This is a genomic window from Micromonospora sp. MH33, from assembly GCF_003013775.1.
GTDB lineage: Bacteria > Actinomycetota > Actinomycetes > Mycobacteriales > Micromonosporaceae > Micromonospora > Micromonospora fulviviridis.
Window position 1 is genome coordinate 22,161 of the sequence record NZ_MUYZ01000021.1, and the last position, 23,321, is coordinate 45,481.

The window sequence follows — 23,321 nt, forward strand, 5'->3', positions numbered from 1 at the left end:
GGTGACATCCGGAGTCGCGCGGGTATGCGTGCGGCCGAGCTGGAAAGGGGTCGAGCATGCAGCTGTCCTTCCTGCGCCCGCTCTACGACCGTCCCGGGCCCTGGTGCTCGGTGTACCTGGACGCCTCCCGGGACACCCACGACGCGCGTCCGCAGGTCGACCTGCGCTGGCGCGCGCTCAAGGGCGACCTGATCGGGCAGGGCGCCGACCAGGCGACCGTCGAGGCGGTCGAAGAGGTGGTCCGGCGGCACGACCCGATGCCCGGCGACTACGGCATCGCGGTCTTCGCCACCCGGGGGCGGGTGGTGCTCACCGAGTACCTCTCCGCGCCACCGTTGCGCGACCTGGCGAGCTGGTCCGCGCTGCCGCACACGATGCCGCTGGTCGCCCAGCGCGGCGAGCAGATCGCCTGGGTGCGGGTGCTGGCCGACCGGACCGGGGCGGACGCCGTCGCGGTCAGCGCCGGCGGGGTGCCGCGCCGGGCCTCGGTGACGGGGCGGGAGAGTTGGCAGCTGCGCCGGGTGCAGCCGGGCGGCTGGTCGCAGTCCCGCTACCAGCGGGCCGCCATGGAGGCCTGGCACCACAACGCCGGTGACGCCGCGGCGGCCACCGCCGAACTGGCCGACCGGGTGGGCGCGGACGTGGTGGTGGTTGCCGGGGACATCCGGGCCACCGGGATGATCGCCGCCCAGTTGCCCGAGCGCTGGCAGGACGTGCTGGTCCGCACGGACGCCGGCTCCCGCGACTACATCGGCGCCGACGACACCCTGATGGACGACGTCACCGTGCAGACCATCGCCGAGGTCGCCGACCAGCGGATCGCCACCGCGCTGGACCGCTTCGGCGTGCAGGAGGACGTCGGCGCCGGTCTGGAGGCGGTGGTCTCCGCCCTGCAACGCAACCAGGTCGACACCATGCTGATCGTCGACGACGCGTCCGCGGACGGCGAGCTGTGGGTCGGGCCGGAACCGACCGAGATCGCCACCGACCCGCGGCAGCTGGCGGACATGTCCGTGGCGGACCCGCAGAAGGTACGCGCCGACGCCGCGCTGCTGCGCGCGCTGATCGGCACCGACGCCGAGCTGACGGTGCTCGCGCCGGAGGAGGCGCCGGAACTCACCGACGGGGTCGGCGCCGTGCTGCGCTACGTCGACGCCAGCACGCCCGGGCGGGGCAATGGCTGACCGCACCGTGGCGGACCTGGTCGTCGAACGGTTGCGGGCCTGGCGGGTGCCCCGGGCGTTCGGCTACCCGGGGGCGGCGATCGCCCCCCTTGTCGACGCGCTCGACGCGGCGGGCGGGGACCCGGAGTTCATCCCCGCCCGGCACGAGGAGACCGCCGCGTTCATGGCCACCGGGCACGCCAAGTTCACCGGCGAGATCGGGGTGTGCCTGGCCACCCAGGGGCCCAGCGCGGTGCACCTGCTCAACGGCCTCTACGACGCCAAGCTGGACAGCAAGCCGGTGGTGGCGATCGTCGGCGAGGACATCACCGGGCCGCTGGGCGGGGCGCACGAGGAGATCGGGTTGAGCCGGCTCTTCGGCGACGTCTGCAACCAGTTCGTCCGCTACGGCCGGGCGCCCGACCAGGTGCCGGTCCTGCTGGACCAGGCGTTCCGCACCGCGGCGGCGACCCGCAGCCCGACCTGCGTGGTGCTGCCGTACGCGTTGCAGGTGGCCGCCGTCCCCGACCTGCTGCCGCAGGTGGCCGGCGTGATGTCGGCGACCCCGGGCGAGCCGCTGGCCCGGGTGCTGCCGCACGACGCCGACCTGGACGCCGCCGCCTCGCTGCTCGGCGCCGGCCAGCGGGTGGCGATCCTGATCGGCCAGGGCGCACACGGCGCGGCCGGGGAGGTCGTGGCCCTCGCCGACCGGCTCGGTGCGGGCGTGGCCACCTCGCTGCTGGGCAAGCCGGTGCTGGACGAGCGCCTGCCCTTCCACGCCGGCGTGCTCGGCGAGGTCGGCACCACGGCCGCCGCGCAGCTCATGGGGGGCTGCGACACCCTGCTCATGGTGGGCACCAACAACCCGTGGACCGACTGGTTCCCGATGCCGGGCCAGGTCCGCACCATCCAGATCGACATCGACGGGCGACGCATCGGCACCCGCTATCCGGTGGACGTGCCGCTGGTCGGCGACGCCGCCGAGACGCTGCGCGCGCTGCTGGCCCGGGTTCCGGACCGGCCCAACGCCCAGTGGCGGGGCACGGTGGAGAGTTCGGTCGACCGGTGGCGGGAGGCCGCCGCCGAGCGGGCCGCCGCCCCCGCCGAGCCGATCAACCCGCAGCTCGTGCTGCAGGAACTCTCCACGCGGCTGCCGCGCCGCGGCTCGGTCGCGGTGGACGTCGGCTCGGTCATCTACTGGTACGCCCGGCACCTGGAACTGCCCCCGGGCGTCCGGGCCCAGCTCTGCGGCACGCTCGGCTCGATGGGCTGCGCCCTGCCGTACGCGGTGGCCGCGAAGCTGGCCCGCCCGGACGAGCCGGTGATCGCGCTGCTCGGCGACGGGGCCATGCAGCTCAACGGGCTGGCCGAGTTGATCACCGTGGCGCACCACTGGCAGGAGTGGCGGGATCCCCGGCTGGTGGTGCTGGTGCTGAACAACCGCGACCAGTCCGGGATGGGCGGCGGTCGCCCGCCCGGAGCGTTCGCCGACCGGCGGCCCGACGTGCCGTACGCCGGCTGGGCCCGGCTGCTCGGCCTGCACGGGGTGCGGGTGGACCGCCCCGACCTGGTCGGTCCCGCCTGGGACGAGGTGCTCGCCGCGGACCGGCCCAGCGTGCTGGAGGCCGTGGTCGACCCGGCGGTGCCGCTGGATCCGCCCGAGCCGGCCCTGGCCGACCTGCGCGGGCTGTTCGCCGACGGGGACGCGGCCCGGCGGGTGCGGGAGCGGGTGCTGAAGACGGGGACGGCCGTCGAGGCGGAGGACCTCGTCTAGCGGGACCTGACCGGGCACCAGGTCGGCACCGTCGCCACGGAGGGCGGTGCCGACCGTCGTCGTGGCTCGGCCGCCCGGCCGATCCGCGCCGGCGCCGCGTTCGCCCCCGTTCCGCCCGCGACGGCGGGCCACGGCGGAACGGCTCCGCTGCGTGCCGCGCGCGGTGCCGCCGCCGGCCCGTTGATTAGCCCGACCCGTGGAGGGATGCCCCGTTTAGACCCCAGAGGGACGGGAAGCCGGGCCGCGTGGTGATGCGGAAGGTGCCCGTGGGGTCGACGGCCGACGGCGGGCTGGGCGGCGACCGGGTGGTGGCGCTGGGCAGCGCCGCCCGCCTCCTGGTCGCCGTGACGGCCCGGGCGCTGCGCGGCGACGACTGCGGTGACCTCGGCCACCCGGGCCCGCCGCTGGCCCGGCGTGGTGTTCGGCTCGCCGCACGGCGCGGCGGCCCATCTGGCGGTGGCGCTCGGGGTGCCCTGGCTGCCCGCCGGGTTCGAGGTGGCCGCGCACTGGAACCGGGGCGCGGTGGACCGCCCGGACGCCGCGCTCGACCACGGGGCGGCGCTCGCCGGCCGGCTCCTCGCCGGCAACGCACGGGTGCACATCCGGCAGGTGCACTGCCCGGCCAGCCGGGGCGCGTCGGCGGGCGCCATGGTGACCCTCGCGCTGCGCTGGAGCGCCCTGCCCGCGGCGTACGCCCGGTTCCTGGCCGAGGGGCTGGAGCCCGGGGCGCCGGTGCTGCTGCTGCACGACGCGCGCACCTGGCCGGTACGGGACGACGGGAGCGGGCACAGCTTCCAGGTCGGCTCCCCGGCCAGCGGGCTGGACCCGGTCGACTTCCACCCGGACGCGCACGCGCTGCGCCAGGTGCTCCGCTCGACCGGCGGTGACGGGGCGCGGTGGACGCCGCCGGACGTCACCTCCCCGGCGGCCTTCGCCGAGAACGGCGTGGAGTCCGGGTTCGAACACGACGCCCGGGAGTGGGGCGGCCGGCACGGGCACCCGCTGCACCGGATCGTCGTCCCGCAGCCGGACGTGCTGAGCGCGGCGACCGCCGACCTGTACCGGCGCTGGCTGCGCCGGGCCGGCAAGACCGGCGACCGCCTGGTGGTCGAGTGCGGACGGCTGCTCGACCCGTGGCAGGTGGTCCGGGCCGGGCTGGTGCCCTACTGGTGCGAGAACGCGACCCGCCGGCGGGTGCAGGGCGTGGAGTGGTGGCTCGCCGGCAGCGAGCCGTTCAGCTCGGTGGACGTGCTGCCCGAGCCACCCGGGGTCCGCTCGCCGGCCGTCGCGGGGCTGCCGCAGTGGCTCGCGGTGGCCGGGTTCGGGCGCCGCCGGCGGGCCCTGGACCGGGGCTCGGCGCGCGGCTACCCGGTCGCCGCCGTAGCCACCCGACGTGCCACGGAGGTGTTGCGCAACCAGCCTTACGACCTGCCCGTGCCGCCGCTCCTGGGGATGACCGAGGCCCTCGCCGCGCTGCGCGACGCGGGCGCCCACCAGGGGTTGCTGGTCTCCTGACGCCGGCGTCCGGCGGGTCGCCGGCCAACCTGGCGAAACATCCTCGCGATCCTGCGGTCCGTGATTGAGTACCTACGGAGCGGGAACACCGCTCGCCGCGGAACGGCCCACGACGCCGTGCGGCGGGCGGCCGCCGCTTCCGGCGTTCCGTCACGTAACCCAACTTCCGGCCCGGTGCGTGGCCCGACCACGCGCACGACCGGTTCCGATCCGGGCGGGGGACCTTCCTGAGGGAGGCGCGGATGTTCGGACAGACCACCACAACCACACCACCACCCACCGAGCGGGGCCTGGAGGACCTCGACGCGGCGGCGCTGGCGTACGCGGCACGGATCGCCGGCCTGCCACCGGAGCGGCGGCAGGAGGCGCGGGACGATCTGGTCCGCTTCGCGCTGCCCTTCGCCGGCCGGCTGGCCCGCCGTTACCGGGGTCGCGGGGAACCGCTGGAGGATCTGGAGCAGGTGGCCCGCCTCGGCCTGGTCAACGCCGTCGACCGGTACGACCCGGAGCGGGGCTCGTTCACCGCGTACGCGGCCATCACCATCGTCGGCGAGATCAAACGGCACTTCCGGGACCGCACCTGGGGCGTGCACGTGCCGCGCCGGCTGCGCGACCTGATCCTGGAGGTCGGGCAGGCGACCGCGGCGCTGACCAGCGAGCTGTCCCGGGCGCCCACCGTCGCGGAACTGGCCGAGCGGCTGGAGACGCCGGAGGAGGAGATCCTCGCCGCGCTGGAGTCGGCCGCCGGCTACAGCCCGGCCTCGCTCAACGCGCCGGTCGGCGGGGAGAGCTCCGCCGAGTTCGGCGACCTGGTCGGCGAGTCGGACAACGCCCTGGAGTCCGTTGACGACCGGGTCACGGTCAGCGGCCTGCTGCACCGGCTGCCCTGGCGCGAGCGGCGGATCCTCGCCATGCGCTTCTACGGCAACCAGACCCAGGCGGAGATCGCGGCCCGGTTCGGCATCTCGCAGATGCACGTGTCCCGGCTGCTCTCCCGGGCGCTGACCTGGCTGCGCCAGGCGATGCTCGCCGACGCCCCGCCACCCTGGCAGAACGGCGCGGCCGAGTCCGAGCCGGCCAAGACGAGGATCTCGGTGCGGCAGAACGGCGACCGGGTGGTCGTCGAGGTCGGGGGAGAGGTCGACCGGGACGGCGCCGACCAGCTCCGCAAGGCCATGCTGGAGGCGGTCACCGGGCAACCCCGCGAGGTGGTGGTCGACCTGGTGGGCGCGGGCGGCTTCGACGCCGGCGGGATCGCCGCGCTGATGGCCGGCCGGGACGCCGCCGTGCGTACCGGGGTGCCGCTGCGGCTGACCCGGGTGCAGCCCGCGGTGCGCCGCTCGCTCGCCGCGGCCGGCCTGCCCGCCGCCGACTGACCGACCGACGTACGACGAGAGGAAGGGCCGGCGCCCGACGGCGCCGGCCCTTCCTCCTCCTGTCCTGGCCCCCTCAGCTCTCCGGGGTGTCGCCGTGCCCGCGGGGGTGCTCCCAGCGGGGGTTCGACGGCCTGCTGCGCTGCGGACCCAGCTGGGTCTCCTCCGGCTCGTCGGCCTCCTCGAAGCTGGGCCGGCGCACCTCCTCCGGCTCCGGTACGTCGACCGGCCGCGCGCCGGACTGCGGGGCGGGCTGGTACTCGACGGCCTCGCGGGCGCCGTGCGCGCCCTCGGCGGCCGGCGACTCGGGGAGGTGCCGCTCGTGGTGCAACTCCTCCATGAAGTGCTGCGGGGGCTTGGTGGTGCGCTGCGGCAGGTCGCGGCCCAGGTCGGCGACGAGCGGGCCGTACTTCAGGTCGAAGGCCGGCCGCTCGGAGCGGATGCGCGGCATCCGGTCGAAGTTGCGCAGCGGTGGCGGGCAGGTGGTGGCCCACTCCAGCGAGTTGCCGAAGCCCCACGGGTCGTCGACCGTGACCTTGGCGCCGTACCGCCAGGACCTCCAGGCGTTGTAGATGAAGAACAGGGTGGACGCGCCGAGGATGAACGAGCCGATCGTGGAGATCTCGTTCAGCCCGGTGAAACCGTCCCCGGGCAGGTAGTCGGCGTACCGCCTTGGCATGCCCTCGGCGCCCAGCCAGTGCTGCACCAGGAACGTCATGTGGAAACCGATGAACATCGTCCAGAAGTGCATCTTGCCCAGCCGCTCGTCGAGCAGCCGCCCGGTCATCTTCGGGAACCAGAAGTAGACCCCGCCGAAGGCCGCGAACACGATGGTGCCGAAGAGCACGTAGTGGAAGTGCGCGACCACGAAGTACGTGTCGGAGACCTGGAAGTCGGCCGGCGGGCTGGCCAGCAGCACGCCGGTCAGGCCGCCGAACAGGAAGGTGACCAGGAATCCGACCGCGAAGAGCATCGGCGTCTCGAAGGTGATCTGCCCCTTCCACATGGTGCCGATCCAGTTGAAGAACTTCACGCCGGTGGGCACCGCGATGAGATAGCTCAGGATGCTGAAGAACGGCAGCAGCACCTGCCCGGTGACGAACATGTGGTGCGCCCAGACGGTCATCGACAGCACGGTGATCGCGATGGTGGCGAGCACCAGACCGGTGTAGCCGAAGATCGGCTTGCGGGAGAAGACCGGGATGATCTCGGTGATGATGCCGAAGAACGGCAGCGCCACGATGTAGACCTCGGGGTGGCCGAAGAACCAGAACAGGTGCTGCCAGAGCAGCGGCCCGCCGGTGGTCGGGTCGTAGACGTGTGAGTGCAGTATCCGGTCCGCGCCCAGCGCCAGGAGTGCGGCGGCGAGCAGCGGGAACACGAAGATCACCAGGACGCTGGTGAGCAGCAGGTTCCAGGTGAAGATCGGCATCCGGAACATCGTCATGCCGGGCGCGCGCAGGGTGATGATCGTCGTGATCATGTTGACCGCGCCGAGGATGGTGCCGAGGCCGGAGACCACCAGCCCGACCACCCACAGGTTCCCGCCGACCCCGGGGCTGTGCTGTGCGGTGCTGAGCGGCGTGTACGCGAACCAGCCGAAGTCCGCCGCGCCGCCCGGGGTGGCGAAGCCGCCCAGCACCATCGTCCCGCCGAACAGGTACAGCCAGTAGGCCAAGGCGTTCAGTCGTGGGAACGAGACGTCGGGTGCGCCGATCTGGAGCGGGACGATGTAGTTGCCGAAGGCGAAGACCAGCGGTGTGGCGAACAGCAGCAGCATGATCGTGCCGTGCATGGTGAACAGCTGGTTGTACTGCTCGGGGGAGAGCAGCTGCATCCCGGGCCGGCCCAGCTCGGCGCGGAGCAGCAGGGCCAGCACCCCGCCGATCAGGAAGAAACCGAACGAGGTGATCAGGTACATCAGCCCGATCAGCTTCGCGTCGGTGGTGCGCAGCAGTCGCCACAGCGAGTTGCCCTTGACCGCCTCCCGGACCGGGCCGGGATAGCCGCCGAACTGGGCCGGGGCGAGGATGGCCGGCCCCCGGTCTCGTGGCTCCGTGACTACCCGTTCAGGCATGGCTTCTCACCCCGTGTGACGACAGACAGGACAGGCACGCGTACCCGACCCTCTGCCCATCAAACCAGGCGAGAGTGGAGAATTCGGTCAGTTCGCCGGCAGCATGGCCCAGACCACCTTGCCCGCGCCCGCCGGGCTGGCGCCCCAGCGCTGGGTCAGCTCGCGGACCAGCATGAGGCCGCGCCCGCCCTCGGCGCGCAGGTCCCAATCGGTCGCCGCCCGCGGGCCGGCCGGGCTGCCGTCCATCACCGCCACCCGCAGGTACGGCCGGCGCAGGGTCAGCGTCACCTGCATCGGCGTGCCGGCGTGCCGGACGACGTTGCCGACCAGTTCGCTGAGGACCAGCGAGGCCGGGCCGGCCAGTTCCGGGATGTTCCACCGGGCGCACGCGTCGGTGACCAGCTCGCGGGCCCGCCGGCAGGCCCCGGCCACCGGCTCCAGCCGGGCCCGCAGCCGCGGGGCCGCCGCCGCTCCGGCCAGCGCCGTCGCCTCCGCGCAGTCGCGGCGGACCGGCACCACCCGGCAGGCGGTGGTCTCGGCGAGCCAGGCCGCCGTTTCCGGCGGCGGGGCCGACAGCACCATCGGCACGGCCGGCCAGTCCGCGGCCCGGCGGGCCGCGGCGGCGAAGACGGAGAGGGCGAGCGGGTCCGTGACGTCGAGCTTCTCCAGGTCGACCACGAGGGCGTCCGGCTGCGCCGCCAGGCACCGGTCCAGCACCGTGTGCACCGAGCGCATCGTGCCCAGGTCGAGCGTGCCGGCCAGCCGTACGACGGTGACCGGCGACTCGTCGCGGACCTCGCACCTGATCCGGGTCGACATCCCAGGCCCTCGTTTCCGTCTCGTCGGAGGATCTGGGAAGTACCCGGGCCCGGGGCGGGTGAAACCGGACATCCGCCCTCGGGCGGGGCCCGGTCAGCGGCGACCGCGGTTCCGGGTGGTGAGCAGCCCGAGGGCGATCATGCCGACCCCGAGCAGGAAGTGCAGCCAGTTGTCCGCGCCGTTGAGCGGGATGAAGTTCGCGCCGCTGTTGTGGTCGACCACCAGGCCGTAGAGCCAGAGCACGAGGTAGATCGCCCCGCCGCCGATCAGGAACGTCCGGGCCCCGGAGACGGTCCGGGCCAGCAGCAGTCCGGCGACGCCGAACAGCAGGTGCACGATGTTGTGCAGCACCGAGACCTGGAACAGCCCGAGCAGCTTCGCGTCGGAGTCGTGCCCGGCGAACTTCAGGTCGCTGAAATGGGTGGTGATGCCGGGGATGAAGCCCAGCACGCCGATCACCAGGAAGATCACGCCGACGGTCGCCGCGGCCCGGCGTACCGGTGCCCGGCCGTCGGCCGGGTTGCGTCGCCCACGGGAGTGCGCCATCGAGTTCGTCATGCCGGCCTCCTAGCTGACAGGGACCGGGCGGCTTTCCCCGGCCCGTCGGGGGCAAACGCGCACCCGGCCCGGACCGTCCGGGAACGGTCCGGGCCGGACGCGCTACGGCTCAGGCGAGCTGCAACGGCCGGGCGGCGAGCTGGCGGACCTGCTCGTACAGGTCCACGTAGCGCTGGGCCATCAGCTCCGGGGTGAACCGGGCGGCCGCCTCGTGCCGGCACTCGTCCTCGTCGAGCAGCCCGGCGGCCAGCACCAGTTCGCCGAGCTCCTCCTCGTCGGTGGTGAGCAGCCCGGTCCGGCCGTGCTCGATCAGCTCCGGCAGGCAGCCCCGGGCGGTGGCCACCACCGGCGTGCCCATCGCGAGCGACTCGACCACCGCGGTGCCGCCGGGCTCCTCCCAGCGCAGCGGGAACAGCGAGGCCCGCGCCCCGGCCACCAGGTCGTCACGCTCCTGCCCGGCGACCGTGCCGACCCAGCGCACCAGGTCGCCGTCGACGTGGGGGGCCACCTCGTCGTAGAAGAACCGCACGTCCGGGTTCTGCCGGGCCTCGTCGCCCGCCGCGGCCAGGTCCTCGGGCCGGTGGTACGGGCCGACCGGGCCGGCCAGCACCAGCGGGAAGCCGACCTTCCGGGCCAGCCGGGCGCCCAGGTCCTGCCCCTTGCCCGGGTTGATCCGGCCCAGGATGACCACGTGCTCGCCCTTCTCCGCCGCCGGCCGGCGGTCCGCGCCGACGGCGAGCGGGGTGGACAGGTGCACATGGCCGACCGAGTGCTCCTGGAGGGCCCGCGGCGCCCGGGCGAGCTGCGAGGCGGACACGCCGTTGACCCGCACCCGGTCGCCGCCGTCCAGGTTGCCGTACAGCTCCGGGTGCTTGGCCAGGTCCCAGTGCAGGGTGTGCAGCGCCGGCGGGGCGTCGGGGCCCATGGCGGCCAGGGTGGCCAGCCCGACCGCCTCCACGTGGTCGTGCACCAGGTCGATGTCGTCGCGGCCGTGCAGCGCGCGAACCACCCCGTTCAGGTGCGCCTGGGACACCCCGCAGACCTGGTTGTAGGGCCGTTGCAGGGCGTGGAACTGCCCGTCCGGGAAGACCGAGATCTTCTCGTCGACCGGCAGCGTGCTGCTCTCCACCGAGGCGAGCACCACCCGCACGCCGAGCTTGCGCAGCTCCGGCACCAGGGTGGCGATCACGTTCTCGATCCCGCCGTAGCCGGGCGGCGGCACGGACAACCAGGGACCCGCGTTCATCAGGACGGTGAGAGTCATGCGCTGTCCCTTTCCTCAGCGGCGCTCACGCCGCGACCCGCCGCCGCGGCACCCGGTGGCGCAGCTGCGCCAGCGGCGGCCGCTCCTCGATCGAGACGTCGCTGACCACGATCTCGCGGTCCAGGTTGGGCAGCGCCTCCGAGCCGCCCCGCCGGAACTGGGTCAGCAGGGCGGTCGGCTCCAGGCCCGGCACCGCCCAGCCGCGCCGCTGCAACCGGGACCAGACGGTCAGCATGATCTGCGCCGACATCCGGCCCAGCGCCGCGGTGTCCTGGTGACGGTGCTTGCGCTCACCCAGGTCCACCTGGGCCAACGCGTCCAGCCCGACCAGCTCCAGCAGGTCGATGAGCATGGCGGTCTCCACGCCGTAGCCGGAGACGAAGGGCACCCGCTCCAGCACCTCGCGGCGGCCGGCGTACTCGCCGGCGAGCGGCTGCACGAAGCCGGCCAGCTCCGGCCAGAACAGGTTGAGCAGTGGCCGGGCCATCAGCTCCGTCACCCGGCCCCCGCCGTCGGCCTCCACCCCGGTGGCCCCGACCAGCGGCCGGTGGTAGAAGCCCTTCACGAAGTCGACCGACGGGTCGGTGAGCAGCGGCCCGAGCAGTCCGGTGACGAAGTGCGGCCGGAACTCCCGCAGGTCGGCGTCGACGAACGCGACCACGTCGCCCTCGGCCGCGGCCAGCCCAGCCCAGAGCGCGTCACCCTTGCCGGTGAGCCGGGGCAGCCCACGCGTCATCGCGTCCTGGCTGACCACCTCGGCGCCGGCCGCCCGGGCCACCTGCGCGGTCCGGTCGGTGGACCGGGAATCCACCACGATCAGCTCGTCCACGAGCGACACCCGGTCCATGAGGTGCTCCCGGATCGTCGACACGATCGCCCCGACGGTTGCCTCCTCGTTGCGCGCCGGCAGCACCACGCTGACCCGGCTGGCGCCCTTCGCCCGCAGCAGGCGCCGGGCCGGCCAGTTGTCGGCGGACGTCGTGCGGTACGTGGCCCAGGCCTCCACCACAGGTGAGACGATCGAATCTGTATCCCGCACGGGCACACCCCCAGGTTGTGGCGGAACCACGGGCTTCTGGTTTTCCCAATTCAACGCCCGTGCTAACCGGATCATGCCTAACAGCCTGATCACGACCTGGGTACCGGCCGGTTCCCGCCCGGTGAACGTTTGATTGCGCGTCCGTCCGCGTTTGACCACGGGGCCGCCCGGGGAGTGCTCTCGGCAGACTGTCGTAGCGGCGAGAGGGTCGAGAGCATGCGCGCGTGCCGGGTGGGACTGGTCGGAGCCGGCGGGGTGGCGCAACGCCATGCCCGGGTGTTGACGGGCTTCGACGACGTGGAACTGATCGGGGTGACCGACGTCGCCCCGGACGCCGCGGAGGCGCTCGCCGGCGCGCACGGCGCCCGGACCTTCCGCGACGTGGACGAAATGCTCGCCGCCGGCCCGGACGCGGTCTACGTCTGCGTGCCGCCGTTCGCGCACGGCCCGGTCGAGGAGGCGGTCATCGACGCCGGGGTGCCGATGTTCGTGGAGAAGCCGGTGGCGGTGGACCTGGAGACCGCGGAGCGGGTCGCCGCGCTGGTCGAGCGGCGCGGCCTGCTCACCGGGGTCGGCCACCACTGGCGCTACCTGCACGTGGTGGAGGAGGCCCGGCAGATGCTCGCCGACCGTCCGGTGCGGATGGTCAACGGCGCCTGGTTGGACAAGGTGCCGCCGGTCGCCTGGTGGGCCCGCCGGGACCGCTCCGGCGGGCCGGTCGTCGAGCAGGCCGCACACGTCCTGGACCTGGTCCGGCTGCTGGTCGGCGAGGCGACCGAGGTGACCGCGTACGGCGACGGCACCCCGCCGCCGGTGGAGGGCGCGGACATCGACTCGGTCACCGCGGCCACCCTGCGCTTCGCCTCCGGTGCGGTCGGCACCCTCGCCGCGGCCTGCGTGCTCGGCTGGAAGCACCGGGCCGGCCTGGAGATCCTCGCCGACGGGCTGGCCCTGTCGCTGGCCGAGGACGGCCTGACCATCTGCGACGCCGACGGCGAGCGGCACCTGCCCGCCGACCCGGACGGCGCCCGGGTCGCCGTCGACCGGGCCTTCGTCGACGCGGTCCGGGGGGTCGGCGACGACGTCCGGGTCCCGTACGCCGAGGCGCTGCGCACCCAGCGGCTGGCCCTCGCGGTGGCCGAGTCGGCGCGTACCGGGCGGGCGGTGGCGCTGCCCACCGGGCCGGCCGCGCGGCTGACCGCCGCGGTCGCCGACGCGACGCCGCCCGAGCCGACGGGGGTGACCGTCGATGCGTGAGCGGGTGGTGGTGGTCAGCGGACCGGGCCGGGTCGAGCTGGTCGAGCAGGACGCGGCGGAGCTGCGCGAGGGCACCTTCCGGGTGGAGACCCTCTACAGCGGGGTGTCCGCGGGCACCGAGCTGAGCTACGTCAAGGGCACCAACCCCTATCTCCACGTCACCTGGAACGCCGACCTCGGGCTCTTCCAGCCGGGTGGGGCCAGCACGCCGTACCCGGTCACCCGGCTCGGCTACATGCAGGTCGGCCGGGTGGTGGAGAGCCGTACCCCGGCCGTCGCCGTGGGCACGGTCGGCGCCATGACGTACGGCCACCGCAGCGGGTACGTCGCCGACCCGGTCGCCGAGCGGTTCGTGCCGCTGCCCGACGACCTCGACCCGCTGCTCGGCGTCTACGTCGCGCACATGGGGCCGATCTGCGCCAACGGCCTGCTGCACGCCGCCGCGGACCTGTGCGGCACCGACGTCCGCTCGCTCGGCGACGGGGTACGCGGCCGGCGGGTCGCGGTGGTCGGCAGCGGGGTGGTCGCGCTGCTCACCGCGCTGTTCGCGCGGCGGCACGGTGCCGCCTCCGTGGTGGTCCTCGACCCCACCCCGGCCCGGCGCGAGGTGGCGGAGGCGCTCGGCCTGGAGACCCTCGACCCGGACGCGGACGACCCGGCCGTGGTCCTGAAGACCCGGTGGAACCACGCCGCCGGCGACCGGGGCGCGGACGTGGTCTTCCAGTGCCGGGGCCAGGACTGGGCGCTCCAGCTCGCGCTGCGCCTGCTGCGCCCCCAGGGCACCGTGATCGACCTGGCGTTCTACCAGGCCGGCGCGGACGCGGTCCGGCTCGGCGAGGAGTTCCACCACAACGGGCTGTCGCTGCGCTGCGCCCAGATCGGCCGGGTGCCGCGGGGGCTGGCCCCGACGTGGGACCGGGAGCGGCTCTCCGCGGAGACCATCGAGCTGCTGCGCCAGTACGGCGACCTGATCCGCAAGCACCTCGTCTCCGCGGTGGCACCGCTGGAGGAGGCGCCGGCGCTGCTCACCGGCCTGGCGCAGCGGCGCCGCTCCGAGCTTCAGGTGGTGCTCACCGGCTGAGCCTGGGCCGGCCCGGTTACCGTGCTGCCATGACCACCGACGCCGGGAGCCCGCCCGGGCTCGCCGCCCTGCTGCCGTACCTGCGCGCCCACCGCGGCACCCTCGTCGCGGTGGGCGCGCTGTCGTTCACCGGCGCCGGGGCGGCGCTGGGCCAGCCCCTGCTCACCCGGGGCGTGCTGGATCGGATCACCGCCGGCCGCCCGGCCGCCGGGTTGGTCGTCGCCCTGGTGGCGCTCGTGGTGGTCGGCGCGCTGCTCGGCGGGCTCCGCGACTACCTCCTCCAGCGCACCGCCGAGGGCCTCGTGCTGGGCACCCGACGGCGGCTCGCCGGGCACGTGCTGCGGCTGCCCATCGCCGAGTACGACCGGCGCCGCACCGGCGACCTGCTGTCCCGGGTCGGCGCCGACACCACGCTGCTGCGGGCGGTGGTCACCTCCGGCCTGTTCGAGACCGTCACCGGGGCGGTCATGGTGCTCGGCGCCGGCACCGCCATGCTGCTGCTGGACCCGCTGCTGTTCGGGGTGACCCTGGCCGCCGTCGCGGTCGGCGTCGGCTTCGCCCTCACCGTCGCCCGGCGGGTGCGCGGGCTGGCCCGCCAGGCCCAGGAACGGGTCGGCGAGATGACCTCCGCCGTCGAGCGGGCCATCTCGGCGGCCCGGACCATCCGGGCCAGCCGCGCCGAGCGGCGGGAGACGGCCACCGTGACGCGGAGCGCGACCGAGGCGTACGCGGCCGGGCTGCGGGTGGCCCGGGCGCAGGCGGTGGTCGGGCCGGCCAGCACGGTCACCGTCCAGGGCGCGTTCCTGCTGGTGCTGGCCGTGGGCGGGGCCCGGGTGGCGGCCGGGGCGATCAGCGTGGGCGACCTGGTGGCCTTCGTGATGTTCCTGTTCTTCCTGGTGCTGCCGCTGGGGCAGGCGGTGCACGCGTACACCCAGCTGCAGAGCGGGCTCGGCGCGCTGGCCCGGATCGAGGAGATCCTCGCCGTGCCGGGGGAGGGGGCGGACGACCGGCCGGCCCCGGTGACCGGCCGGCCCGGCGCGACCGGGCCGGCGGCGGTGGAGTTCGACCGGGTCGACTTCGGCTACCCGGGTGGCCCCCCGGTGCTGCACGAGGTGACCTTCACGGTGCCGGCCGGCACCCGTACCGCCCTGGTCGGCCCGTCGGGCGCCGGCAAGTCCACCCTGCTCGCCCTGGTCGAGCGCTTCTACGAGGTGACCGGCGGCGCGTTGCGCCTGGACGGGGTGGACGTGCGCGACCTGCCCCGGGACGCGCTGCGGGCCCGGCTCGGCTACGTGGAGCAGGAGGCGCCGGTGCTCGCCGGCACGCTCCGGGACAACCTGCTGATCACCGCGCCGGAGGCCACCGACGACCGGCTGCGCGCCGTGCTCGACGAGGTCAACCTCGGGCACCTGGCCGAACGGACGGCCGACGGGCTGGACGTGCAGGTCGGGGAGGGCGGCGTGCTGCTCTCCGGCGGCGAGCGGCAGCGGCTGGCCATCGCCCGGGCGCTGCTGGCCGGGCCGCCGGTGCTGCTGCTCGACGAGCCGACCAGCAACCTCGACGCCCGCAACGAGGCCGCGCTGCGCCGGGCCATCGACGCCGTCGCGGTGCGCCGCACCCTGTTGATCGTGGCCCACCGCCTCTCCACCGTGGTGGACGCCGACCAGATCGTGGTGCTGGACGGCGGCCGGGTGGTCGCCGTCGGCACGCACGACGAGCTGACCTCGACCAACCCGCTCTACCGCGAGCTGGCCACCCACCAGCTCCTCGTCGGATGATCAGGAAAAGCGCCCTGACCTGCGGAAACGCGTCGCAATCCGGACACGGCCCGGCGCCCGCGCCGGGCGGGGGTCACAATCGGCTCCGGTTCGCGTACCGTTGCCGCTCATGGGTGTGTCGCAACGTCTGAAGAGCAGGTTCCGGCGGTTCCTCGAGCGCCCGGGGACGACGGTCGACCTGGCCCCGCTGGAGAAGCTGCTGCCGGCGATCGAGGCCCGCGAGGCGGAGCTGGAGAAGCTCTCCGACGCGGAGCTGACCGAGGCGGCCGGGCAGGCCGCGGGCTACGAGGAGATCTGTGCGATCGGCCGCGAGGCGGCCCGCCGCAGCCTCGACCAGCGGCCGTACGACGTCCAGCTGCTCGGCGCCATGGCGCTGCTCTCCGGCAAGGTCGCCGAGATGGCCACCGGTGAGGGCAAGACGCTCACCGCGACCATCGCCGCGTACGGGCACGTCCGGATGGGCAACGGCCCGGTGCACGTGCTCACCGTCAACGACTACCTGGCCCGCCGCGACGCCGAGTGGATGGGCCCGGTCTACACCCTGCTCGGGCTCAACGTCGGTTGGGTCAACGAGGCGTCCACCCCCGAGGAGCGGCGTGCCGCCTACGCCTGCGACGTCACCTACGTGTCGGTCAGCGAGGCCGGCTTCGACTTCCTCCGCGACCAGCTCGTCACCGACCTGGCCGACCGGGTCCAGCCGACGCTGAAGACCGCGGTCGTCGACGAGGCCGACTCCATCCTCATCGACGAGGCCCGGGTGCCGATGGTCCTGGCCGGCGCGGTCCCCGGCGAGCAGGACCCGGTGCACGCCGCCGCCGCGCTGGTCCGGGGCCTGCGCAAGGGCCGGCACTACACGATCGCCGAGGACGGCCGCAGCGTCGCCTTCACCTCGGCCGGCCTGGCCACCGTCGAGGCCAAGCTCGGCGGCATCGACCTCTACGACGAGGAGCACGTCGCGCAGCTCTCCGCGGTCAACGTGGCGCTGCACGCGCACGCCCTGCTGCACCGCGACGTCGACTACATCGTCCGGGACTCCTCGGTCGAGCTGATCGACGAGATGCGCGGCCGGGTGGCCCAGCGCCGCCGCTGGCCGGACGGGCTCCAGGCGGCGGTCGAGGCCAAGGAGGGCCTGGACGCCACCGCCGAGGGCGAGGTGCTCGGCACCATCACCGTGCAGGCCTACATCGCGCTCTACCCCACGGTCTGCGGGATGACCGCGACCGCGGTCCTCGTCGGCGACCAGCTCCGCGAGTTCTTCGGCCTCGAGGTGGCGGTGATCCCGCCGAACACCCCGTGCATCCGGGAGGACGAGCCGGACCGGATCTACGCCACCCGGGCCGAGAAGGAGGAGGCGCTGATCGACGAGATCAGGCGCTGCCACGAGGCCGGCCGCCCGGTGCTGGTCGGCACCCTCGACGTCAAGGAGTCCGAGGGTCTCGCGGCCGGCCTGCACGCCGCCGGGGTGCCCTGCGTCGTCCTCAACGCCAAGAACGACGACGAGGAGGCGGGGATCATCGCCGAGGCCGGCGCGTACGGCGCGGTGACCGTCTCCACCCAGATGGCCGGCCGGGGCGTCGACATCCGGCTCGGCGGCAGCGACCAGGCCGACCGGGAGCGGGTCGCCGAGCTGGGCGGCCTCTACGTGATCGGCAGCGGCCGCCACGACAGCCGCCGGGTCGACGACCAGCTGCGCGGCCGGGCCGGCCGGCAGGGCGACCCGGGTGGCTCGGTCTTCCTCGTCAGCCTGGAGGACGACCTGGTCGTCCGGCACGCCGGCGACACCGTCCCGCCGTCGCCCCGGATGAACGCCGACGGCCTGGTCACCGACCCGCAGGTCGACTACGCGGTGGAGCACGCCCAGCGGGTCGCGGAGGGCGTCAACCACGAGATCCACCGCAACACCTGGCGCTACAGCCAGGTGATCGAGCAGCAGCGCAAGGCGCTCGCCGAGCGCCGGGAGCGGCTGCTCACCAGCGACATCGCCGCGCTGATGCTGCTGGAGCGGGTGCCGGAGAAGGCCGGCGAGATGGACGAGGACCTGCTCGCCGAGGTGGCCCGCACGATCGCCCTCTACCACCTGGACCGGCTCTGGGCCGACCATCTGGCCGAGCTCTCCGAGGTGCGCGAGGGCGTGCACCTGCGGGCGCTGGGCCGGCTCGACCCGCTGGACGAGTTCCACCGCAGCGCGGTGCCGGCGTTCAACGAGCTGATTCCGGAGATCGAGACGCGGACGATCGCCACCTTCGAGGAGACCGAGTTCGACGACGGGTGGGAGCCGGACTCCGCCAAGCTGGTGCGGCCGACCGCCACCTGGACCTACCTGGTGCACGACAACCCGTTCGGCTCCGAGCTGGACCGGCTGATCGCCTCGGTGGGGCGGCGGCTCATCTCCGGCTCCCGCTGACCGTCCGCGAGGGGTCCCGTCCGGTGCGTACCGCGCCGGAAGGGACCCCTTTGCGCGGTTTCGTTCCTGGTTTGGGAGGGTAGTAGGGCGGGGCTTCGAGTCAGGGAGAAGAGTGGACATGGGACAGGCAACGGCGCCGGACGGGGACACCGCGTGGACGGTCGCGGGGGTGGCGGAGGCCGTGGCCCGGTGAACCTCGACACGCGGGAGCCCATGATCGACACGCTCGGGGTGCTGGAGACCGCCGCGCTGCTGCGGGAGCTGACCGCCGGCCTGATCGCGGTCGCCGGCTTCGACGAGGCGCTGGACCGGCTGGTCCGGATCGCCCGGGACGCCGTACCGGGGGTGGACTGCTGCGGTTTCACGGCGCTGCGCGCCGGTGAGCCCGCCGGGGTGGCCGCCTCCGACCCGGCGCGGGCGGAGCTGGACGACCTGCGGCACGGCCCGGACACACCGGCCATGACCGCGATCCGGCGCCGCGAGATGGTCACCGCTGCCGACCTGGCCGCGACGTCACCCTGGCCGGCCTGGACGGAGCGGGCCCGCGGGCTCGGCCTGCACGGGGTGATCTCCGCGCCGGTGGACGTGGACGAGCAGGTCATCGGCGCGATCAACCTCTACGCCGAGTCGGCCGGCGCGCTCACCCCCCGGCACCAGCTCACCGCCATGCTGCTCGCCGAGCACGCCGGGCTGTTGCTGGCCGCCGCCCGGGACCGGGAGCGGCAGGCCGCCCGGGCCGACCAGCTCGACACCGCGTTGCTGGCGGAGGGGGTCCTCGGGCAGGCCGTCGGAGTGATCATGACGCAGCGCGGCTGCCCCGCCCCGGAGGCGTTGGACGTGCTCCGCAGCGCCGCCTCCTCGTTGGACATACCGCTGCGCGAGGTGGCCGAGCGGCTCGTGCTCACCGTCTCCCGGCCCCGGGACAACTGAGCGACATTCGTTTCGCCCCGGTGGGCCTCGGGTAGCACCCTGGACTGGTGAGCTGATCCGACCTGGGGAGGAACCGATGGAGAGCCGGCTGCGGGTGCAGGGCCATCCGATCCAACCGATGCTGGTGACGTTCCCGTTCGGACTCTTCGTCAGCGCCGCGGTCTTCGACCTGGCCGACGTCGCCGGCGGTCCGGCCTTCCTCGGCGAGGTGGGCTACTGGACGGCGGTCGCCGCCCTGGTCGCCGCCGGGCTCACAGCGGTCGCCGGCATGGTCGACCTGTGGGACGTGCGGGCCGACCAGACCCGCCGGACCGCGATCACGTTCAACCTGGTCAACGCCGCGATGGCGGCGCTGTTCCTGCTCACCTGCCTGATCCGGGCGCAGGCGCCGCAGCGCGGCGCGACCGGCGTCGAGGTGGCCACCGAGCTGCTCGCGCTGGCAGTGGGCTCGGTGGGGGTGCGGCTGGGCGCCCGGCTGATGCGCCAGTTCGATCGGGGCCGGGCCGCCGACCCGACCGGCTTCGAGGCGCTCCGCGACATCCCCGGCGCCACCGTGGAGATCATCCGCCCGAAGGCCTGAAAACGCCTTGCCGCCCGCCGCCCCCGGCCGCCAGGCTCTGCCGATGAGCACGGTGCGGAACGCCGACGAGTTGATCGCCGAGGGCGCGGCGGCGCCGGTCGAGGGCTGGGACTTCGCCTGGCTGGCCGGGCGGGCCACCGAGGAGCGCCCGCCCTGGGGCTACGCCCGCCTGGTGGGCGCCCGGATGGCCACCGTCCGCGCCGCACTGGACATCGACACCGGCGGGGGAGAGGTGCTGGCCGAGGTCCCCGTCCCGCCGCCGCTGCTGGTCGCCACCGAGGCGTGGCCGCCGAACGTGCCGGTGGCAAGGCGGACGTTGGGCCGGATCGGGGCGGCCGTGGTCCAGGTGGCCGACCGGCCGCCGCTGCCGTTCCGTGACGCCTCGTTCGACCTGGTGGTCAGCCGGCACCCGGTGCAGACCTGGTGGGACGAGATCGCCCGGGTGCTGCGCCCCGGCGGCGGTTACCTGTCCCAGCAGATCGGTGCCGGCACCGTCCGCGAGCTGAGCGAGGCGATCCTCGGGCCGCTGCCGCCGCCGGCCAGCCGCCACCCGGAGCAGGCGGTCGCCGCCGCCGAGGCCGCCGGGCTGACCGTGGTGGACCTGCGCACGGCCACCCTGCGGACCGTCTTCCATGACGTCGGCGCGGTGGTCTGGTTCCTGCGCAAGGTGGTCTGGACCGTGCCCGGCTTCACCGTGGACCGCTATCGGGCCGAGCTGCGCCGCCTGCACGAGCGGATCCGCGCCGAGGGCCCGTTCGTGGCGCACGCCCGCCGCTTCCTCATCGAGGCCCGGCGCCCCTGACCGGCCGGCGTCAGTGCGCGGCGGCGTGGTGGGCGGCCAGCACGTCGGCGCCGAAGTCGCTGGCCGGGCGGCGCAGCACGGTGTGCGCGTGGTTGCCGTCCTCGGTGGTGTTGTCGTACTCGATCAGCAGGTCGTCGCCCTGGATCCGGTAGTAGTGCCGCTGCCCCGGCCCGACCGGGCCGGCCCAGGCGAAGTGCAGCTCGCCGCCCGCCAGCCGGCCCGCCTCCCGGGCGGCCAGCTCCGGCGGGAGCCGGTCCAGGTAGAGCGCGACGAGCTGGTCGAGCAGCGCCCGGCCGGTCGGGGTGAGCCGGTCCCGGGGCACGCCGAGCGGGTCGAGCCGCCCGGGTGCGCCGGGCCTTGTGGCGCTGATGATGTCGCCCGGCGCCTCGTCGGCGACGACCGCGGCGGCCCGTCCCGCCGGACCGAGCGCGTCGAGCAGCTCCCGGGCCAGGTCCTCCTCCGGCCCGAGCGGTCGGGAGACCGGCCGGCCGGCGTGCCGGACGGTGGCCGGGTTGGCGCCGAGGAAGATCGGGGCGGGGGAGACCTGGTCGTCGACCACGGTCATGCTCACCGACAGGTGGTGTCCCTCGAACCGCCACGCCCACCGGTCGTCGCGCGCCGGGTCGCCGAAGACGGCCACCCAGTAGTCGCCGCTGTGCCGGCCGCGCCGCCAGTCCTCCGCCCGGTCGAGCACCTCCTCCAGCGCCACCACGGCCATGGCCTGGGCGTACGCGGCGGGGCTGAGCGCGGTGGCGAGCAGCCGGTGGGCGGCCTTGCGGGCGGTGACGTCGAGGTCGGCGAGGCTGGCGCCGGGCCGGGGCCGGGGCCGGTACTCCAGCCACCGGCGGGCCGGCTCGTCGTCGAAGTCGTGCCGGGCCCGCTGCCGGGCCGGCTCGTCGAGCGCCGCCAGCAGCGCGCCGGCCGCCGCGCGCATCTGCTCGGGTACGGGATCCTCCACCGCACCTGTATACCGCCTCGCCGCCGGCCGCGTCGGGCGCGCCGGCACCTCGCCCGGGCCGGTCAGCTCCGGCCGAGGAGGGCGAGCATCTCGGGAAGGTCGAAGAAACGGGCGGTCTCGACGGCCGACGGGTCGCCGTACTCGGGGTCGGCGCCGGCGTCGAGCAGCGCCCGGACCGCCTCGGCGTTGCGGCGGAACACCGCCGCGGCGAGCGCGGTCTGACCCCGGTCGTTGGTCCGGGCGGGGTCGGCGCCGCGGGCGAGCAGCGCGCCCACGGTCTCCGGGTGGGCGTGGTACGCGGCCAGGATGAGCAGCGTGTCGCCCTTGTCGTTGGTCAGGTTGACCGGCAGCCCCGCGTCCACGTTCGCCGCCAGCTCGTCGGTCGTCCCGGCGCGGGCCAGGTCGAACATCCGGTGGGCGAAGGCGAGCGTCTCGGCGTCGAGTTCGTCGGGCATCCGTCCAGGCTAGTGGGCGCCTCGCCGGTACCGCCTGGTAGCTTGCCGAGCCGGCACAGGGGGCGTGGATGGACGATCGGGTGTACGTCGGCAACGCGGCGGTGGACGGGGCGACCGACGCGGGCTGGCTGCTGGGCCACTTCAAGCCGCTCGGCGATGTCCGGCACAGCACCGAGGTCGAGGTGAAGTGGGGCGTGCACCCGGCGGGGGAGACCCGCTCGCGGTGGGCCACCGGCGAGCGGCGTACCGCCCTGCTGGTGCTGATCAGCGGCGCGTTCCGGATCGAGCTGCCGGACCGCACCGTGGTGCTGCGCGCCCCCGGCGACTACGTGGTCTGGGGCCGGGGCGTCGACCACTCCTGGTACGCCGAGCGCGAGTCGGTGGTGCTCACCGTGCGCTGGCCGTCGGTCCCCGGCTACCGGGTGGACCCGCCCGTCCTGCGTTGACCGCCCGGCCCGCGGACCGGACCGTCCCAGCATTCGATATTACCTACTAAACCTATAGGGTTTAAAGCCTATAGTGAGGGGCATGCGCCGCCCGTACCGTGAGGACGCCCCGCCGATGACCAGCTCCGACCCGTCCGACCTGCTCGCCGTCGCCGCCCGCTGGGCCGACCCGGCCCGCTGGCCCGTGCCGCTGCGCTTCGACCGCGCCGAGCGGTGGTACGCGCGGCTCGCCGCCGACGACGAGCACGAGGTGTGGGCGCTGAGCTGGCTCCCCGGGCAGGGCACCGACCTGCACGACCACGGCGGCTCCTCGGGCGCGTTCCTGGTCGTCGCCGGCACCCTCGTCGAGGAGACCGTCGGCGGCGGCCGGTTGCGCCCCCACCGGCTCACCGCCGGCGCCGGCCGGCGCTTCGGCCCCCGGCACGTCCACGTGGTCACCAACCGGACCGACCAGCCGGCGGTCAGCGTGCACGCCTACCGGCCCGCGCTGCGCCGGATGACCCGCTACCGCCTCGTCGCCGGGCAGCTCCTGGTCGCCGAGGTGGCCGAGGCCGGCCTCGCCTGGTGAACCGGCCCGCACCCCTGTCCCCGAGACCCGCCGCACGGAAGGACGCCACGATGGCGCAGCCCCCCACCCGCACCGAGAGCTGTCCGGTCCCGCCACCCGGCTCGCGGAGCATCGACGAGATCCTCGCCGCCGCCCGCGCCCGGTTGCGCCGGCTCGACCCCGAGCGGGCCCACCTGGCGGTCCGGGGCGGGGCGCTGCTGGTGGACATCCGGCCGGCCGGCCAACGCGCCGCGCACGGCACCGTCCCGGGTGCCCTCGCCGTCGAGCGCAACGTCCTGGAGTGGCGCTTCGACCCGCGCTGCGCGGCGCGGCTGCCGCAGGCCGTCGACTACGACGTGCCGGTGATCGTCCTCTGCCAGGAGGGCTACACGTCCTCGCTGGCCGCCGCCGCACTCCAGGACCTCGGCCTGCACCGGGCCACCGACGTGGCGGGCGGCTTCGCCGCCTGGCGCATCGCCGGCCTGCCCACGCTCGGCCCCA

The 23,321-nt window shown here is 74.7% G+C and carries 20 protein-coding genes and 1 pseudogene; 14 read left to right on the forward strand and 7 right to left on the reverse strand.

What is annotated here, in order from left to right; all coding sequences use genetic code 11:
* The first annotated feature begins 56 nt into the window (after nt 1-56).
* From B0E53_RS06120 to B0E53_RS06135, 4 genes and pseudogenes are all read left to right on the forward strand, one after another.
* Complete coding sequence (locus B0E53_RS06120) at nt 57-1,184, forward strand: Vms1/Ankzf1 family peptidyl-tRNA hydrolase (RefSeq protein ID WP_107075089.1); 1,128 nt, start codon at nt 57-59, stop codon at nt 1,182-1,184.
* Nucleotides 1,177-2,937, forward strand: coding sequence for a thiamine pyrophosphate-binding protein (locus B0E53_RS06125; protein ID WP_107075090.1), 1,761 nt, complete (start codon nt 1,177-1,179; stop codon nt 2,935-2,937). Before B0E53_RS06120 ends, B0E53_RS06125 begins: the two co-directional genes overlap by 8 nt.
* Nucleotides 2,938-3,188: 251 nt before the next feature.
* Nucleotides 3,189-4,452, forward strand: a pseudogene (locus B0E53_RS06130) (hypothetical protein).
* A gap of 242 nt (nt 4,453-4,694) precedes the next feature.
* Nucleotides 4,695-5,828: a SigB/SigF/SigG family RNA polymerase sigma factor gene (locus B0E53_RS06135; RefSeq protein WP_107075091.1), complete on the forward strand. Its 1,134-nt coding sequence runs from the start codon at nt 4,695-4,697 to the stop codon at nt 5,826-5,828.
* A gap of 73 nt (nt 5,829-5,901) precedes the next feature.
* Here B0E53_RS06135 and ctaD read toward each other — a convergent pair whose 3' ends face one another.
* The 5 genes from ctaD to B0E53_RS06160 all read right to left on the reverse strand — a co-directional run bounded on the left by ctaD (nt 5,902) and on the right by B0E53_RS06160 (nt 11,549).
* Nucleotides 5,902-7,902: a cytochrome c oxidase subunit I gene (gene ctaD / locus B0E53_RS06140; RefSeq protein WP_107075092.1), complete on the reverse strand. Its 2,001-nt coding sequence runs from the start codon at nt 7,900-7,902 to the stop codon at nt 5,902-5,904.
* Between the two features lie 87 nt (nt 7,903-7,989).
* A complete protein-coding gene (locus tag B0E53_RS06145) occupies nt 7,990-8,721 on the reverse strand; it encodes an ATP-binding protein (protein WP_107075093.1) in 732 nt (243 codons plus the stop codon).
* Between the two features lie 93 nt (nt 8,722-8,814).
* A complete protein-coding gene (locus B0E53_RS06150) occupies nt 8,815-9,267 on the reverse strand; it encodes a DUF4383 domain-containing protein (protein ID WP_210405956.1) in 453 nt (150 codons plus the stop codon).
* 121 nt (nt 9,268-9,388) lie between these two features.
* Entirely contained in the window at nt 9,389-10,543 is a 1,155-nt protein-coding gene (locus B0E53_RS06155) for a glycosyltransferase (protein WP_107075095.1), read from the reverse strand.
* Between the two features lie 25 nt (nt 10,544-10,568).
* Nucleotides 10,569-11,549: a glucosyl-3-phosphoglycerate synthase gene (locus B0E53_RS06160; protein WP_246835265.1), complete on the reverse strand. Its 981-nt coding sequence runs from the start codon at nt 11,547-11,549 to the stop codon at nt 10,569-10,571.
* 249 nt (nt 11,550-11,798) lie between these two features.
* Here B0E53_RS06160 and B0E53_RS06165 point away from each other — a divergent pair, with 249 nt between their 5' ends.
* From B0E53_RS06165 to B0E53_RS06195, 7 genes are all read left to right on the forward strand, one after another.
* Complete coding sequence (locus tag B0E53_RS06165; RefSeq protein ID WP_107075097.1) at nt 11,799-12,839, forward strand: Gfo/Idh/MocA family oxidoreductase; 1,041 nt, start codon at nt 11,799-11,801, stop codon at nt 12,837-12,839.
* Nucleotides 12,832-13,920: a zinc-binding dehydrogenase gene (locus B0E53_RS06170; RefSeq protein WP_107075098.1), complete on the forward strand. Its 1,089-nt coding sequence runs from the start codon at nt 12,832-12,834 to the stop codon at nt 13,918-13,920. Before B0E53_RS06165 ends, B0E53_RS06170 begins: the two co-directional genes overlap by 8 nt.
* Nucleotides 13,921-13,949: 29 nt before the next feature.
* On the forward strand, nt 13,950-15,698 hold the full coding sequence (locus B0E53_RS06175) for an ABC transporter ATP-binding protein (RefSeq protein WP_107075099.1): 1,749 nt from the start codon (nt 13,950-13,952) through the stop codon (nt 15,696-15,698).
* 109 nt (nt 15,699-15,807) lie between these two features.
* Nucleotides 15,808-18,102 (forward strand): accessory Sec system translocase SecA2, encoded by a 2,295-nt coding sequence (secA2, locus tag B0E53_RS06180; protein WP_107075100.1) that lies wholly within the window; start codon nt 15,808-15,810, stop codon nt 18,100-18,102.
* Between the two features lie 189 nt (nt 18,103-18,291).
* Entirely contained in the window at nt 18,292-19,032 is a 741-nt protein-coding gene (locus B0E53_RS06185; protein ID WP_107075101.1) for a GAF and ANTAR domain-containing protein, read from the forward strand.
* Between the two features lie 76 nt (nt 19,033-19,108).
* Nucleotides 19,109-19,612, forward strand: coding sequence for a DUF2231 domain-containing protein (locus B0E53_RS06190; RefSeq protein WP_107075102.1), 504 nt, complete (start codon nt 19,109-19,111; stop codon nt 19,610-19,612).
* A 43-nt stretch (nt 19,613-19,655) separates the two neighbouring features.
* The gene (locus tag B0E53_RS06195) at nt 19,656-20,414 is read left to right on the forward strand and encodes a class I SAM-dependent methyltransferase (protein ID WP_107075111.1); all 759 of its coding nucleotides are present in this window, start codon (nt 19,656-19,658) and stop codon (nt 20,412-20,414) included.
* Nucleotides 20,415-20,424: 10 nt separating this feature from the next.
* Here B0E53_RS06195 and B0E53_RS06200 read toward each other — a convergent pair whose 3' ends face one another.
* Entirely contained in the window at nt 20,425-21,372 is a 948-nt protein-coding gene (locus B0E53_RS06200) for a DUF3500 domain-containing protein (protein WP_210405952.1), read from the reverse strand.
* A gap of 62 nt (nt 21,373-21,434) precedes the next feature.
* Entirely contained in the window at nt 21,435-21,827 is a 393-nt protein-coding gene (locus tag B0E53_RS06205; protein WP_107075104.1) for an ankyrin repeat domain-containing protein, read from the reverse strand.
* Between the two features lie 68 nt (nt 21,828-21,895).
* On the opposite strand from B0E53_RS06205, the gene B0E53_RS06210 reads away from it, so the two are divergent.
* The 3 genes from B0E53_RS06210 to B0E53_RS06220 form a co-directional block, all read left to right on the forward strand.
* Nucleotides 21,896-22,273 (forward strand): signal peptidase I, encoded by a 378-nt coding sequence (locus tag B0E53_RS06210; RefSeq protein WP_107075105.1) that lies wholly within the window; start codon nt 21,896-21,898, stop codon nt 22,271-22,273.
* Between the two features lie 115 nt (nt 22,274-22,388).
* The gene (locus B0E53_RS06215; protein WP_107075106.1) at nt 22,389-22,841 is read left to right on the forward strand and encodes a cysteine dioxygenase family protein; all 453 of its coding nucleotides are present in this window, start codon (nt 22,389-22,391) and stop codon (nt 22,839-22,841) included.
* Nucleotides 22,842-22,891: 50 nt separating this feature from the next.
* Nucleotides 22,892-23,321, forward strand: a 430-nt coding sequence (locus B0E53_RS06220) for a rhodanese-like domain-containing protein (protein WP_107075107.1), incomplete at its 3' end; no start/stop codon positions are given.

Coding starts and splice junctions, on each gene's coding strand:
- B0E53_RS06120 (WP_107075089.1), top strand. CDS start 57: ATGCAGCTGTCCTTCCTGCGCCCGCTCTACGACCGTCCCGGGCCCTGG.
- B0E53_RS06125 (WP_107075090.1), top strand. CDS start 1,177: ATGGCTGACCGCACCGTGGCGGACCTGGTCGTCGAACGGTTGCGGGCC.
- B0E53_RS06135 (WP_107075091.1), top strand. CDS start 4,695: ATGTTCGGACAGACCACCACAACCACACCACCACCCACCGAGCGGGGC.
- ctaD (WP_107075092.1), bottom strand. CDS start 7,902: ATGCCTGAACGGGTAGTCACGGAGCCACGAGACCGGGGGCCGGCCATC.
- B0E53_RS06145 (WP_107075093.1), bottom strand. CDS start 8,721: ATGTCGACCCGGATCAGGTGCGAGGTCCGCGACGAGTCGCCGGTCACC.
- B0E53_RS06150 (WP_210405956.1), bottom strand. CDS start 9,267: ATGGCGCACTCCCGTGGGCGACGCAACCCGGCCGACGGCCGGGCACCG.
- B0E53_RS06155 (WP_107075095.1), bottom strand. CDS start 10,543: ATGACTCTCACCGTCCTGATGAACGCGGGTCCCTGGTTGTCCGTGCCG.
- B0E53_RS06165 (WP_107075097.1), top strand. CDS start 11,799: ATGCGCGCGTGCCGGGTGGGACTGGTCGGAGCCGGCGGGGTGGCGCAA.
- B0E53_RS06170 (WP_107075098.1), top strand. CDS start 12,832: ATGCGTGAGCGGGTGGTGGTGGTCAGCGGACCGGGCCGGGTCGAGCTG.
- B0E53_RS06175 (WP_107075099.1), top strand. CDS start 13,950: ATGACCACCGACGCCGGGAGCCCGCCCGGGCTCGCCGCCCTGCTGCCG.
- secA2 (WP_107075100.1), top strand. CDS start 15,808: ATGGGTGTGTCGCAACGTCTGAAGAGCAGGTTCCGGCGGTTCCTCGAG.
- B0E53_RS06190 (WP_107075102.1), top strand. CDS start 19,109: ATGGAGAGCCGGCTGCGGGTGCAGGGCCATCCGATCCAACCGATGCTG.
- B0E53_RS06195 (WP_107075111.1), top strand. CDS start 19,656: ATGAGCACGGTGCGGAACGCCGACGAGTTGATCGCCGAGGGCGCGGCG.
- B0E53_RS06205 (WP_107075104.1), bottom strand. CDS start 21,827: ATGCCCGACGAACTCGACGCCGAGACGCTCGCCTTCGCCCACCGGATG.
- B0E53_RS06210 (WP_107075105.1), top strand. CDS start 21,896: ATGGACGATCGGGTGTACGTCGGCAACGCGGCGGTGGACGGGGCGACC.
- B0E53_RS06215 (WP_107075106.1), top strand. CDS start 22,389: ATGACCAGCTCCGACCCGTCCGACCTGCTCGCCGTCGCCGCCCGCTGG.